This is a genomic window from Mesorhizobium sp. LNJC405B00, assembly GCF_000502615.1.
Taxonomy (GTDB): domain Bacteria; phylum Pseudomonadota; class Alphaproteobacteria; order Rhizobiales; family Rhizobiaceae; genus Mesorhizobium.
In genome coordinates this window covers 22,793-35,105 of the sequence record NZ_AYWC01000010.1, presented here as the reverse complement: position 1 = coordinate 35,105, position 12,313 = coordinate 22,793, and the positions used below count along the sequence as shown (strand labels likewise).

The window sequence follows — 12,313 nt, the reverse complement described above, 5'->3', positions numbered from 1 at the left end:
TTGGCCATGAGCCAAGACATTGCAGGAATTATCCTGGCCGGAGGCCTGTCACGGCGCATGGGCGGCGGCGACAAGACTTTGCTAGCGCTTGGCGAGCGTCCGCTTCTCGACCATGTCGTTGCCCGCCTGGCGCCGCAGGTCGGATCGCTGGCGCTCAGCGCCAATGGTGACCCGGCGCGCTTCGCCGCGGCCGGTCTTCCGGTTCTCGCCGATGCGGTCGAAGGCTATGCCGGACCGCTTGCCGGAATCCTCACCGGCCTCGAATGGGCGGCAGCGAACACCGCTTGCACGGCATTGGCGACGGCCGCCGGCGACACGCCGTTTCTGCCGGTGGATCTGGTCGAGAGGCTGGCTGCGGCTGTTGACGAGCGACCAGGCTCCATCGCTGTTGCCAGTTCCGGCGGCAGGCGGCATCCGACCTTTGCGCTGTGGCCGCTCGGGCTGCGTGAGGCCTTGCGCCATTTCCTGATCGAGGACAACAGGCGCGTCTCCGCCTTCATCGAGCGGCACGACTGTGTCAAAGTGGCATTTCCGTTGCTGACCCACGGCAGTGACGAGATCGACCCGTTCTTCAACATCAACACACCGCCCGACCTTGCGGTGGCCGAGCGTCTGTTGCAGAGCATCGGCCCATGAACATCTTCGGCATCACCGGCTGGAAGAATTCCGGCAAGACCACACTGACCGAGAAGCTGGTCACAGAGCTCGTCCGGCGCGGCTGGACAGTGTCGACGGTCAAACACGCCCATCATGAGTTCGACATCGACAAGCCTGGCGCCGACAGCTTTCGTCACCGCCAGGCGGGCGCCACCGAAGTCGCGGTGGTGTCGGGCAAACGCTGGGCGCTGATGCATGAATTGCGCGGTGAGGACGAGCCGACGCTGGAGACGGTCCTGTCGCGGTTGGCCCCGTGCGACATCGTGCTGGTCGAAGGCTACAAGCGCGAGGCGCACAAAAAGATCGAGACCCGGCGGCGGGAGGCCAAGGACCGCTCGCCGCTGTCGGCGAACGACGGACATATCGTGGCGATTGCCGCCGACTTCGCGGTTACCGGCGAAAGCCTGCCTGTGTTCGATCTCGACGACACGGAAGGGATAGCCGACTTCATCGAGCGCATGACCGGCCTCAAACCTTGAGGCCCCTGCCCTCGCCCGGGTCAGCCGCCCTCTTCAGCCGTTGCATTGTCTAAGCGCGTCGCGCCTGAACGGCCTCATGCGACGCGCTTCAGGTTGTTTTATTTATGCATGTCGTCGTCCCAAAACCGCTGCGCACTTTTGGGCGACATGCATTAACCCGGCGTCGGCATTGGCTGGACCCGCAAATCCCGCAAGCAACGGTTTTACAGTTGCTTTTCTCCCGAAAACAGTGGGAGTATCGCGCCAGCGGGCGGTCAAAAGCACCGCCCCACAGAGCCGTTCCGGAACGACGGCCGGGAGCCATAAAGAGAGGACTATCATGCGTATTGCACTGCGTATCGCGCTCGCCGCATCGGCTGCGCTGCTGACGCTCGGCGTCGCCCAGGCTCAGGAAACGACCCTGAGAATCGGCACCGAAGGCGCGTACCCCCCATTCAACAACCTGACCTCCGACGGCCAGCTCGTGGGCTTCGACATCGACATCGCCAAGGCGCTCTGCGACGAGATGAAGGTCAAGTGCACCTTCGTCGCCCAGGATTGGGACGGCATCATTCCGGCCCTGCAGGCCGGCAAGTTCGACGCCATCGTCGCCTCGATGTCGATCACGCCGGAGCGCGCCGAGAAGGTCGACTTCACCCACAAATACTACAACACGCCGTCGGCGATCGCGGTACCCAAGGATTCGACCCTCAAGGGCGTGACCAAGGAAGACCTGGCCGGCAAGACCATCGGCGTCGCAACCACCACGACGCATTTCAATTATGCCTCGAAAACCTATACGGACAGCACGGTCAAGGGCTATCCGAGCAGCCCCGAAGAGCAGGCCGATCTCGCCAATGGCCGTCTCGACGCGATCGAGGACGATATCGTCGTGTTGCAACAGTTCCTGGATTCGCCTGATGGCGCCTGCTGCAAGATTCTCGGCCAGCCTTCGCCGCAGCCGGTCGATATCTTTGGACCGGGCGCCGGCATCGCCGTGCGCAAGGGCGAGACGGATCTGGTCAACAAGTTGAACAGCGCCATCGACGCAATCCGCGCCAACGGAAAGTACAAGGCAATCAACGACAAGTACTTCAAGTTCGACGTCTTCGGCGCCGAGTCCTGATCGTCTGAAACAAGGCGGCAGGGGAAGTTTCCTGCTGCCGCCTTGGCCTGACAGAAGTGGAGACAAGACCCGTCAATGCCAAGCCAGAACATATGGATACTTCTCACTTGGGGACCCGATGGCTGGATTGACGATATTGCCTATGGCGCACTGGTCACGATTGCGCTCGCGCTGGCGACACTGCCGATCGGCCTGACGATCGGCTTTTTCGTCGCCTGGGCAAAACAATCCGAAGAGCCGTCGCTTCGCGTGGCTGCCAACATCTACACTACGGTGTTTCGCGGACTGCCGGAACTGGTGACGCTTTTCCTGTTCTTCTTCGGCATGCCGATCCTCTTGCAGTATGTCATCCGTCTGTTCAGGCCGGAAGCGACGGTCGATGTCGACAGCTTCCTCGCCGGCATGATCGTGCTGTCGCTGATCTTTTCGTCGTATTCCAGCGAAGTCTTCCTGTCGGCCTTTCGCGCCATTCCGAAGGGCCAGTACGAGGGCGGCTATGCGATCGGGCTGTCGAAATGGCAGACGATGCGCAAGGTGATCCTGCCGCAGCTGCTGCGCATCGCCTTCCCCGGCCTTGAGAATTGCTGGCTGAGCCTGCTCAAGGACACGGCCCTGGTGTCGGTCGTCAACCTGGCTGAAACCTTGCGCAACGCCGGCGTGGCGGCCCGTGTCACCAAACATTCCTTCCTGTTCTACAGTGTCGCGGCGATGGTGTTTCTCATCCTTGCCATCCTGTCGTCGATCGCCACCGGCTTCATCCTGCGTTCGCTCGGGCGGAGGGAGGCACGATGAGCGTCGTGACGCGCGCCGCCGTCGACATCGAGAAGCCACCACCACGGGCGCGGGGCTGGCCGCGGGCCCGTGTCGTCGGCTATGCACTGGTCGGCTTCTGGATCCTGTTCGGCATCGGCATCGCCGTCTATCTGGTTTACGCCTGGAATGGCGAGTTCTTCGCCAGATACGCGCCTGCCTATCTGCAGGGCTTGGGAACCACGCTTGCGTTGGTGGCCATCTCGATGGTGCTCGGCGCGCTCTTTTCGCTGCCCGTCACCTATGCCCGCATGTCAACGAACCGCTATTTGTCTGTCCTGGCCTATTGCTACGTCTATTTCTTCCGCGGCACGCCACTGCTCGTCCAGGTCTATCTCGTCTATTACGGCCTGGGCTCATTCCGGGTGCAGCTCGAATCCGTCGGACTGTGGTGGTTCTTCCGCGACGCCTTCAATTGCGGTGTGTTCGCCTTCGCGCTCAACACCGCCGCCTACCAGGCCGAAATCCTGCGCGGCGCCATAGAAAGTGTTCCGAGGGGCCAATGGGAGGGCGCTGCTTCGCTCGGCCTGCACAAATTGCAGACGCTGCGCAAGGTCGTCCTGCCGCAGGCCTTTATCGTCGCGCTCCGGCCCTACGGCAATGAACTCGTCTTGATGATCAAGGCTTCCGCCATCGTTGCCATCATCACCGTCTATGATTTGATGGGCAACGCGAAGCTGGCCTACGCCAAGTCCTTCGACTTCCAGGCCTATGTCTGGGTCGCCATCGTCTATCTGGTGATGGTCGAGATCCTGCGCCACGGCGTCGAATGGATCGAGCGACGGATCACCATTCATCTGATCCGCTGAGCGTTCGGCTGTACCAGTCGATCGGCTCATGCGCGTCTTGACGAATGGCGCGTAGAGCCTAGAGCTGTCCAAGACAATTCCGTTCCGTCTGAAGGGCAAACCCATGGCATCTGTGGCATTTCTCGGTCTTGGCGTGATGGGCTATCCCATGGCCGGGCACCTCAGGAACAAAGGCGGCCACGACGTCACCGTCTACAACCGCACCGCGGCGAAGGCGGAACAATGGGTGGCCCAGCATGGCGGCAAGCTTGCTTTGACGCCGGCGGACGCCGCAGAGGGCCAGGATTTCGTCTTCTCCTGCGTCGGCAATGACGACGATCTGCGCTCGGTGACGACCGGGGCCGATGGCGCCTTCGCCGCGATGAAAAAAGGCTCCGTCTTCATCGACAACACCACCGCTTCGGCCGAAGTGGCGCGCGAACTGGCCGACGCCGCTGAAAAGGCCGGCTTTTCCTTCCTCGACGCGCCGGTTTCCGGCGGGCAGGCGGGCGCCGAGAACGGCGTGCTGACGGTGATGGTCGGCGGCGAGCAGGCTGCCTTCGACAAGGCCAGGCCGGTCATCGACGCCTTTGCCCGGATGGTCGGGCTGATGGGGCCGTCGGGCGCCGGCCAGCTCACCAAGATGATCAATCAGATCACCATTGCCGGGCTGGTGCAGGGACTGGCCGAAGGCATCCACTTCGGCAAGAGGGCCGGGCTCGACATCGAGAAGGTCATCGAAGTCATCTCCAAGGGCGCTGCCGGGTCCTGGCAGATGGAGAACCGCCACAAGACGATGAATGCCGGTAAATATGATTTCGGCTTTGCCGTGGACTGGATGCGCAAGGATCTCGGCATCTGCCTCGATGAAGCCGACCGCAATGGCGCGAGACTGCCGGTGACCGCCCTTGTCGACCAGTTCTACAAGGATGTGCAGGCGATGGGCGGCAAGCGCTGGGACACCTCGTCCTTGCTGGCGCGCCTGGAAAAATAAGCGTTCGCAATGGCCGAGCTTTCGCCCCAATCGAGCGCCGATGAGATCGTCGCCCATTTGCGCTCGATCGGCTCGGAGGACAATCGCCGCGGCATGTTGCGCTACGGTATCAAGACCGAGCGCGCGCTCGGCATCTCGCATGGCATGCAGCGGCAGATCGCCAAAAAGATCAAGCGCAACCACGAGCGAGCTTTCGAACTTTGGCAGACCGGCATCATGGAGGCGCAGTTCATCGCTTCCGTCACGGCCGACCCGAAGCGCTTCTCAGCCGCGGATGCACGACAATGGGCCGCGTCCTTCGATTCCTGGGATATCGTCGACGGCGTCTCCGATCTCTTCGTCGACACGGACGCCTGGAAGGAGCTGATTGAAGAGTTCGCGGCGGACGAGCGCGAGTTCGTTCGACGCACGGCCTTTGCCATGATGGCGTGGTCCGTCGTGCACCGGAAGCAGGAGCCGGTGGCGACTTTCCTCGGCTTCCTGCCGATCATCGAAGCGCATGCCGCCGACAGCCGCAATTTCGTGAAGAAGGCGGCAAACTGGGCGCTTCGTTCGATCGGCAAGCGATCGTTGGAGATGCACGGCGCTGCCCTTGCCGTGGCCGAACGACTGGCCCAGTCGGCCGACAAGACGGCGCGCTGGATTGGCAAGGACGCCGTACGGGAACTCACCAATGCCAAGATCGTCGAGCGGATCGCCGCCAGAAAAGGCTGACCTAGCCAACGTCCGGTTCACCGAGGTGACGCGGCAGACGCGCGCCGATTTCGAAGGCCTCTTCGAAGCGCAAGGCGGTCCGAAGTATTGCTGGTGCATGGCCTGGCGGCCCCTGCCCGGCCGCCGCGAGCATGTCCAGCACGCCGAGTTGAAACGGGCCATGATGGCGCTTGTCGAGGCCGGTACGCCGGTCGGAATCTTGGCCCAGATTGACGGCAAGACCGTCGGCTGGTGCTCGGTCGCGCCGCGCCAGACATATCGGAAGCTGACGTCGCAACAGGACGATGACGAGACCGGCATCTGGTCGATCGTCTGCTTCTATGTGCCAAGGGCGCTGCGCGGCGGCGGGCTGGCGGCAGCGCTGCTTGACGCCGCCATAGATCACGCCTTTGCCAAGGGCGCCGGCGTGATCGAGGCCTACCCGGTCGACGAGGCATCGCCGAGCTACCGTTTCATGGGGTTTCGCGACATGTTCATCGCTCGCGGGTTCCATGAGGTCGGCATGGCCGGCTCTCGCAGACATGTGATGCGGCTCGAGCGTTGACGCGATCGGCCGCGGCGTCTTTACTCCTGCACAAAGGAAGCGGCCGATGAGCAGTCCTCTCAAATCGACCTTGGCGCTTGCAGCCGCGTTGTTGGTGTTCACCGCTACCAACGCCTCAGGCCAAACCGCGCACATCTTCTGGAAAGATCTGCGTCCTGCGACGCAGGCGGTGGCCGAAGATGCCGGCCTGCCGATGATTGCGGCAAAACTGCCCGATCGTGGCGAGACATTGTCGCTTAACCTGCAGGACAAGACGGTACAATTAGCCGGCTATGCATTGCCGGTCGACCGTGATGGCGATCTCGTCTACCAGTTCCTGCTGGTGCCGTGGACAGGCGCTTGCAGCCACATGCCGACGCCGCCGCCCAACCAGATCGTGCTGGTGACGCCGGCTCGTCCCTACAAGATGTCGCAGGCCTATGAGTCGGTTGCCGTGACCGGCGCCTTGCGGCCCGGCTTGGAGAAGAGCCAGCTGTTCATTCTCGACGGCGTCAGCATCATCCAGTCCGGCTACACCGTACGCAAAGCCGATGTGGTGGCAGTCGACACGGTGCCGGACACGATCACGCTGCCGGTCAACTCGCCCTGGAGTTTCCTCAACAAAAAGAAAAACTAAGCGCCGCCTGCTTGTGCAGCGTCACCGCCCAGTCACGGACAACCGCGCTCAGGCCGCGTTGGCGCCGGATTCCTTGTCCAGCAGCATGTAGTCGAGCGGCATTTCGGTCGTGTACTTGATCTGCTCCATGGCGAAGGACGACGATACGTCGCGGATCTCGATCTTGGCGATCAGCCGCTTGTAGAAGGCGTCATAGGCGGCGATGTCGGGCACCACGACGCGCAGGAGATAGTCGACGTCGCCGCTCATGCGGTAGAATTCGACAACTTCGGGAAATTCCTGGATGACTTCCGAGAAACGCCGCAGCCATTCATGGCTGTGCGAATTGGTGCGGATCGACACGAAGACGGTGACGCGCACATTGACCTTTTCGTGGTCGAGGATGGCGACCCGCCGCTTGATGACTCCCTCTTCCTCCAGCTTCTGGATGCGGCGCCAGCACGGCGTCGTCGACAGGCCGACTTTCTTGGCGACATCGGCAACCGCGAGCGTCGCGTCCTCCTGCAGGAGGCGGAGAATTTTTCTGTCGAGGCGATCCATTAAGGTGCTCCTGGTGCAGGCCGCGTTCCCTCGGGCGCGACGCGCTTTGGGAATAGATTGGCTATACTCCCTCTTATTTCGACCTTTCACAAGAAAGAAATTCTGCCGGATGGCACAAAAGCGAGTGATATCTTGCTTAAAGTCTAATCTATGCGATAGCGGATTTCCGATCTCAGAAACGGCAGCAAATCCATTTCAAACCATGGATTCTGCTTCAGCCATCCTGAGTTGCGCCATGACGGGTGTGGCAGCGGCAGCACTTTCAGGCTGGCCGGCGCATCCCAGATGGTGCGCCAGTCCTTCACGGTTTCGGTCAGCGACGGCCGGCGCGTGGCGCCCATATGCCAGGATTGCGCGTAGGAGCCGATTGTCAAAACGAGGTCGATCTGCGGCATCAGCGCCATCAGCGGCGCGCGCCAGGCCAGCGCGCATTCTCGGCGCGGCGGCAGGTCGCCGCCCTTTGCGTCCTGGCCGGGGAAGCAGAACCCCATCGGCACGATGGCGAATTTATCCGTGTCGTAGAATTCCTCGCTGGTTACGCCCAGCCAGCTTCGCAGCCGGTCGCCGGACGGGTCGGTGAACGGCATGCCGGACGAATGCACCTTTGTGCCTGGCGCCTGGCCGGCGAGCAGGATGCGGGCGCTGGATGATGGCAGCAGCACCGGGCGCGGCTCGTGCGGCAGTGGCCTGCCGACCGGAGTGTCGACGCAGATGCGGCAGGCGCGGACCTTTGCCGTCAAGCGTTCGAGTTCCGCCTCCATCAGGCGGAAGCGCTCGGACGGCTGGAGACGGCGCTGTACCAGCGCAGCACGTTTGTGCACTCGTCCGGCACTTTGATGCGCGCCGGTTTCATGAAATCCATGGCGATCATGCCGGTGATATCGGCGATCGAATAGGCGTCACCGGCGGCGAATTCGCGGTTTGCCAGTTCGGGGTCGAGCAGTTTCAGGAATTCGACCGCTTTCGCCTTGTTGGCCTCGCCCCATTCGGGGATCTGCGGAATTTCCCATTCCTTCATCGCCGGATGGATGTGGCGAAAAGCCTGGGCGACGCAGCTGAGCAGATTGAACTCCATGCGCCTTTGCCACATCTCGACCTTGGCCTTGCCGAGCGCGCCTTGCCCGAACAGCGCCGGTTCGGGATGCAGTTCCTCGAAATAGCGGCAGATGGCGACGGATTCGGTGAGGATGGTACCGCCGTCGAGCTCGAGCACGGGCAGCCGCTGCAGCGGGTTGCGCGACCTGACCGGCTCCTGCTTGTGCCCCATCGCACCCATGTCGACCGGCACCAGCGGCACTGCGATGCCCTTTTCGGCGAGGAAAACCCGCACGCGCCGCGGATTGGGGGCGCGGCCGCCGTCGAACAGTTTCATGCTTATCCTCCCGATCTGGTCCTTCAACTATAGTGCTCGTCACCAGAAGCGAAACATCTCTCGCAAGGCGTCACCGACCGAAGCCAGGGTGCCGTGCTTTCTTTCGAGCGGGCCGCCGTGGTGGCTTTCGCGCCAGTCTTGCGGCCGATCGAACGTGCCGGCCCAGATGCCAACCTTGCCGGCGCGGGCAATGGCCTGCTCGGTGTCGAAATCGCCATAGGCAATTGCCCAGCCGGCCTCAACCTGGGCCCGGTTGAGATCCTTTCCACCGGCCTTGCAATCGCCGAGCAGGCGGCCGTAGCGGTCGCGCTGCCAGCCGCTGCAGGTCACCGGATTGCCTGATATCAGCCGCACCAGCGCCTGGCGTGCCAGCCTGCCGCAAGCGTAGTCTGCGCCATGCCTACGGCAGATCTGCTGGTATTCCGGAGCGTCGATGCCGCGCATGCGGATACGTTCGGTGCCAAGGGTGAGTGAATCGCCATCGTTGACGATCGCCGCCCCTTGCGCCTTGCGCGTCTCGAAACGGTCGAGGCGTGCGGCGAGCAGGATCAGCAGGCCGAGCAGAATGACCGTCAGCGCGTAATCCAGCAGCTTGCGCCACAGGCTTCGCGGCGGCGGCGGATAGTATCGCCGGCGCGGCCTTGGCGACCACGAACGGCTCATATGGCAAACAGTCTCTTAATCATTCGAACGTAGCTTAACGAATTGAGATCGCTGCGCGCATAAATCGAAGTTTCCATGCCTCTGCTACGCTCGAACACAGCGGATAAATTCATTGTGGACCGCCGGAAACCGCACCGCAACAGCGATGTGGCGCGCGCGGTGCGCAAGACGCGCGACCGTCTTTCGCAGCAGGTCGGCAATCTCGACTTCGACCGCGAGCTGCTGAAGCTGCACGCCGGGACCATGGTGGGCGGCGCAGCCGTCATCCCACTGCTGGTGTTGGCGGTCGCGGCGGCCGGGCTGCTGGCCGGTGTGGACAAACAGATCAGCGTCTGGGCGCTGTTCACCCTGATCTGCTATTCGATCGTCGCCTTCATGGCGCGGCGCGTCGGCCGCACCGAAGCTGCCGAGCTCAACCCTGTTCGCACCCGCAGGGATTTTCTGATCGGCCACTCGCTGTGCGGCCTCGGCTGGGCGTGGTTCGCCTGGCTCGGCTGCGCTACCTGCCAGATCGACCAGTTCCAGGTGGCCAAGGCGGTGGTGCTGCTGCTGGCCATGGCGACGACCGCTATCATGGCGTCGTCCTTGCGCGGCTCGCTGCTTGCCACCTTCGTCGTTCCGGTGGCGGTCTATGCCTATGCTGAAACGAAATTTTGGGTGCCGGTCGGGACGATCATGGTCGCCCTGCTGGTCGCGGCATTGCCGTTCTTTGCCTATATCGCGCGCCATCTCAACCGCTCGTCGCTGATACTTCTGTCCTTCCGCTCCGAAAAGGATGCGCTGCTCGCCGAGGTGGAGACCGCGAAATCGATGTCGGACGAAGCTCGTCGGCGGGCCGAAGACGCCAATCTGGCGAAGTCGCGCTTCCTTGCTTCTATGAGCCATGAGCTCAGGACGCCCCTCAACGCCATTCTCGGTTTTTCCGAGGTGATGGCCAATGAGGTGCTCGGGCCGATGAGCAACCCGACCTATCGCGACTACGCCCGCGACGTGCACGATTCCGGCCAGCATCTGCTCGACCTGATCAACGAAATCCTCGATCTGTCGCGCATCGAGGCCGGCCGCTATCAGCTCAACGAAGAGCCGGTGATGCTGCTCAACATCGCCGAAGATTGCTGCCACATGATGGAATTGAAGGCGCGCAACAAGGACATCCGCATCGTCCAGGATTTCGAAAGTGCCCTGCCGCGGCTGTTCGCCGACGAGCGCGCGGTGCGGCAGATCACGCTCAACCTCCTGTCCAACGCCATCAAATTCACCGCCACCGGCGGCGAAGTTCGCGTGCGCGTCGGCTGGACGGCGGGCGGTGGCCAGTACATTTCGGTCAAGGACAATGGGCCGGGCATACCGGAGGACGAAATCCCGATCGTGCTGTCCGCCTTCGGCCAGGGCTCGATCGCCATCAAGAGCGCCGAACAGGGCACCGGGCTCGGGCTGCCGATCGTTCAGGGCCTGCTCGCCATGCATGGCGGCGAATTCGAACTTCAGTCGAAATTGCGCGAAGGCACCGAGGCAATCGCCATCTTCCCGCTCGCCCGAGTGATGGAGGAACTGCCGGCGCTGCCGACAAAGGCGGTCGCGGCGGCTCGCCGACGCTGACAGCTTGTTCTAGGCTTTGACCGCCGCCGCCATGCCCAAACTGGTAAGCGCCGCCGCCTTGACCAGACCGGCGGCAAGGGCGGCCCCTGCCCCTTCGCCGTGGCTGATGCGGAGATCGAACAGCGGCCTGAGGCCGAGCCGCACAGCGGCAAGCCTTTGGCCGGGCTCCGGCGACAGACTGGCCAGCAGGCAATGGTCGAGCGCACCCGGTTTGGCGGCATGCAGCACGGCAGCGGCGGCGGTCGCGGCGAAGCCGTCGAGCAGCACCGGGATTTTTTGCATCCGCGCGGCGATGATGGCGCCGGCAATGGCCGCGAATTCGCGGCCGCCGACCCGGCGCAGTGCCTCCAACGGGTCCTTCAGAGCCGCACCATGCAAGGCGACGGCTGCATCGACTACATCAGCCTTGCGCGCCTGCATGGCCGCGTCGGCGCCCGAGGCGGGGCCGACCCAGTCGGCGCCGCTGCCACCGAACAGGGCAGCGCACAAGGCCGCCGCAACGGTGGAGTTGCCGACGCCGAGATCGCCAAGGCAAATCAGATCGGCGCCACCGGCGATGGCTTCCATGCCGAAGGCCATGGTGGCGGCGCAGCCGCGTTCGTCGAGGGCGGCGTCCTCGGTGATGTCGGCGGTCGCAATGTGCAGCGCCAGGTCGAACACCTTGAGGCCAAGATTGTTGGCGACGCATATCTGGTTGATTGCCGCACCGCCGGCGGCGCACAGCTCAACGGCGTTGGCGGTCGCAGCGACAGGGCGCGGCGAGATGCCGTGGCGGGTCACGCCATGGTTACCGGCGAAGATCGCCACCAGGGGCCGGTTCACCGCCGGCGGGGCGCGCCCGCTCCAGGCAGCAAGCCATGCGGCGATGTCCTCGATGCGGCCAAGCGAGGCTTTCGGCTTGTCGGCCTTGGAAAACAGGGTGCGCACCCTGTTTTCCGCGACTGTATCGGCAGGCGGCAGGCTCGCCAGCAGATTGCGAAAGTCGTCGAAGGGCAGCGCGCTGGTCATGTCGATCCTGATCATCCCCTGTGGTTGATCAGCGGCATAACCGCCTTGCCCGGCCTGCACAACTCCCCTCGACATTGGCGCGAAAGCGGTTGCCCGCGCCGCATTCCGAAGGGCTTGCATTGGCTTTGCCGTTGCACCATGTGGAGATGGAACGAGGGATTCCGGACGGAACCTTCAAGAGAAAGTCATGACGGCCATCGAATCCCCGTGCATCCTGGTCTGTTCGATCGACATGAAAACCGGCTTCTGCTTCGGCTGTGGCCGCACGCGCGATGAAATCGGCGCCTGGATGGGCATGACGCCGGAGCTACGCCGCAGCGTCATGGCCGAGTTGCCGGCCCGATTGGAAACGGTCGAGCGCCGGCCGCGCCGGGAAACACGCCGCAGCCGCATGGCGCGCGAGCGCGACGTCCTCTCTTGAAAC

16 protein-coding genes are annotated in these 12,313 nt (G+C 63.2%); 11 read left to right on the top strand and 5 right to left on the bottom strand.

Annotation, left to right across the window (positions count from 1 at the left end):
• Window positions 1-6: 6 nt before the first annotated feature.
• The 9 genes from mobA to X756_RS146830 all read left to right on the top strand — a co-directional run bounded on the left by mobA (window position 7) and on the right by X756_RS146830 (window position 6,707).
• Window positions 7-636 (top strand): molybdenum cofactor guanylyltransferase MobA, encoded by a 630-nt coding sequence (mobA, locus tag X756_RS146790; RefSeq protein WP_023730565.1) that lies wholly within the window; start codon window positions 7-9, stop codon window positions 634-636.
• On the top strand, window positions 633-1,136 hold the full coding sequence (mobB, locus tag X756_RS146795; protein ID WP_023682492.1) for a molybdopterin-guanine dinucleotide biosynthesis protein B: 504 nt from the start codon (window positions 633-635) through the stop codon (window positions 1,134-1,136). The genes mobA and mobB overlap by 4 nt, the downstream gene beginning before the upstream one ends.
• 319 nt (window positions 1,137-1,455) lie before the next feature.
• Window positions 1,456-2,241 (top strand): ABC transporter substrate-binding protein, encoded by a 786-nt coding sequence (locus tag X756_RS146800; protein ID WP_023682491.1) that lies wholly within the window; start codon window positions 1,456-1,458, stop codon window positions 2,239-2,241.
• Between the two features lie 75 nt (window positions 2,242-2,316).
• A complete protein-coding gene (locus tag X756_RS146805; RefSeq protein ID WP_023669007.1) occupies window positions 2,317-3,033 on the top strand; it encodes an ABC transporter permease in 717 nt (238 codons plus the stop codon).
• Window positions 3,030-3,860: an ABC transporter permease gene (locus X756_RS146810; RefSeq protein ID WP_023696151.1), complete on the top strand. Its 831-nt coding sequence runs from the start codon at window positions 3,030-3,032 to the stop codon at window positions 3,858-3,860. The genes X756_RS146805 and X756_RS146810 overlap by 4 nt, the downstream gene beginning before the upstream one ends.
• A gap of 103 nt (window positions 3,861-3,963) precedes the next feature.
• Window positions 3,964-4,833: an NAD(P)-dependent oxidoreductase gene (locus X756_RS146815; protein ID WP_023726595.1), complete on the top strand. Its 870-nt coding sequence runs from the start codon at window positions 3,964-3,966 to the stop codon at window positions 4,831-4,833.
• Window positions 4,834-4,842: 9 nt separating this feature from the next.
• Window positions 4,843-5,547 carry a DNA alkylation repair protein gene (locus X756_RS146820; protein ID WP_023710489.1) on the top strand — a complete coding sequence of 235 codons (705 nt, stop codon included), beginning with the start codon at window positions 4,843-4,845 and terminating at the stop codon, window positions 5,545-5,547.
• A complete protein-coding gene (locus tag X756_RS146825) occupies window positions 5,507-6,091 on the top strand; it encodes a GNAT family N-acetyltransferase (RefSeq protein ID WP_023730564.1) in 585 nt (194 codons plus the stop codon). The genes X756_RS146820 and X756_RS146825 overlap by 41 nt, the downstream gene beginning before the upstream one ends.
• A gap of 46 nt (window positions 6,092-6,137) precedes the next feature.
• Window positions 6,138-6,707, top strand: coding sequence for a DUF3299 domain-containing protein (locus X756_RS146830; RefSeq protein WP_023690736.1), 570 nt, complete (start codon window positions 6,138-6,140; stop codon window positions 6,705-6,707).
• Between the two features lie 48 nt (window positions 6,708-6,755).
• Here the strand turns inward: X756_RS146830 and X756_RS146835 are convergent, their stop codons facing one another.
• The 4 genes from X756_RS146835 to X756_RS146850 form a co-directional block, all read right to left on the bottom strand.
• Window positions 6,756-7,247, bottom strand: coding sequence for an Lrp/AsnC family transcriptional regulator (locus tag X756_RS146835; RefSeq protein ID WP_023669013.1), 492 nt, complete (start codon window positions 7,245-7,247; stop codon window positions 6,756-6,758).
• A gap of 143 nt (window positions 7,248-7,390) precedes the next feature.
• Window positions 7,391-8,008, bottom strand: coding sequence for a uracil-DNA glycosylase family protein (locus X756_RS146840; RefSeq protein ID WP_023688514.1), 618 nt, complete (start codon window positions 8,006-8,008; stop codon window positions 7,391-7,393).
• Window positions 8,008-8,619 (bottom strand): glutathione S-transferase, encoded by a 612-nt coding sequence (locus X756_RS146845; protein WP_023688515.1) that lies wholly within the window; start codon window positions 8,617-8,619, stop codon window positions 8,008-8,010. The genes X756_RS146840 and X756_RS146845 overlap by 1 nt, the downstream gene beginning before the upstream one ends.
• Window positions 8,620-8,658: 39 nt before the next feature.
• Window positions 8,659-9,282 carry a thermonuclease family protein gene (locus X756_RS146850; protein ID WP_023688516.1) on the bottom strand — a complete coding sequence of 208 codons (624 nt, stop codon included), beginning with the start codon at window positions 9,280-9,282 and terminating at the stop codon, window positions 8,659-8,661.
• 75 nt (window positions 9,283-9,357) lie between these two features.
• Between X756_RS146850 and X756_RS146855 the strand changes: the two genes are divergently transcribed.
• Window positions 9,358-10,881, top strand: coding sequence for a HAMP domain-containing sensor histidine kinase (locus tag X756_RS146855; protein ID WP_023682481.1), 1,524 nt, complete (start codon window positions 9,358-9,360; stop codon window positions 10,879-10,881).
• A gap of 9 nt (window positions 10,882-10,890) precedes the next feature.
• On the opposite strand, the gene X756_RS146860 is transcribed toward X756_RS146855, so the two are convergent.
• Window positions 10,891-11,889, bottom strand: coding sequence for a nicotinate-nucleotide--dimethylbenzimidazole phosphoribosyltransferase (locus X756_RS146860; protein ID WP_023730563.1), 999 nt, complete (start codon window positions 11,887-11,889; stop codon window positions 10,891-10,893).
• A 187-nt stretch (window positions 11,890-12,076) separates the two neighbouring features.
• Between X756_RS146860 and X756_RS146865 the strand changes: the two genes are divergently transcribed.
• Entirely contained in the window at window positions 12,077-12,310 is a 234-nt protein-coding gene (locus X756_RS146865) for a DUF1289 domain-containing protein (protein ID WP_031238898.1), read from the top strand.
• Window positions 12,311-12,313: the final 3 nt, after the last annotated feature.

Bases quoted from the DNA above. Each gene is read 5' to 3' on its own strand.
- mobA (WP_023730565.1), top strand. From the start codon at position 7: ATGAGCCAAGACATTGCAGGAATTATCCTGGCCGGAGGCCTGTCACGG.
- mobB (WP_023682492.1), top strand. From the start codon at position 633: ATGAACATCTTCGGCATCACCGGCTGGAAGAATTCCGGCAAGACCACA.
- X756_RS146800 (WP_023682491.1), top strand. From the start codon at position 1,456: ATGCGTATTGCACTGCGTATCGCGCTCGCCGCATCGGCTGCGCTGCTG.
- X756_RS146805 (WP_023669007.1), top strand. From the start codon at position 2,317: ATGCCAAGCCAGAACATATGGATACTTCTCACTTGGGGACCCGATGGC.
- X756_RS146810 (WP_023696151.1), top strand. From the start codon at position 3,030: ATGAGCGTCGTGACGCGCGCCGCCGTCGACATCGAGAAGCCACCACCA.
- X756_RS146815 (WP_023726595.1), top strand. From the start codon at position 3,964: ATGGCATCTGTGGCATTTCTCGGTCTTGGCGTGATGGGCTATCCCATG.
- X756_RS146820 (WP_023710489.1), top strand. From the start codon at position 4,843: ATGGCCGAGCTTTCGCCCCAATCGAGCGCCGATGAGATCGTCGCCCAT.
- X756_RS146825 (WP_023730564.1), top strand. From the start codon at position 5,507: ATGCCAAGATCGTCGAGCGGATCGCCGCCAGAAAAGGCTGACCTAGCC.
- X756_RS146830 (WP_023690736.1), top strand. From the start codon at position 6,138: ATGAGCAGTCCTCTCAAATCGACCTTGGCGCTTGCAGCCGCGTTGTTG.
- X756_RS146835 (WP_023669013.1), bottom strand. From the start codon at position 7,247: ATGGATCGCCTCGACAGAAAAATTCTCCGCCTCCTGCAGGAGGACGCG.
- X756_RS146840 (WP_023688514.1), bottom strand. From the start codon at position 8,008: ATGGAGGCGGAACTCGAACGCTTGACGGCAAAGGTCCGCGCCTGCCGC.
- X756_RS146845 (WP_023688515.1), bottom strand. From the start codon at position 8,619: ATGAAACTGTTCGACGGCGGCCGCGCCCCCAATCCGCGGCGCGTGCGG.
- X756_RS146850 (WP_023688516.1), bottom strand. From the start codon at position 9,282: ATGAGCCGTTCGTGGTCGCCAAGGCCGCGCCGGCGATACTATCCGCCG.
- X756_RS146855 (WP_023682481.1), top strand. From the start codon at position 9,358: ATGCCTCTGCTACGCTCGAACACAGCGGATAAATTCATTGTGGACCGC.
- X756_RS146860 (WP_023730563.1), bottom strand. From the start codon at position 11,889: ATGACCAGCGCGCTGCCCTTCGACGACTTTCGCAATCTGCTGGCGAGC.
- X756_RS146865 (WP_031238898.1), top strand. From the start codon at position 12,077: ATGACGGCCATCGAATCCCCGTGCATCCTGGTCTGTTCGATCGACATG.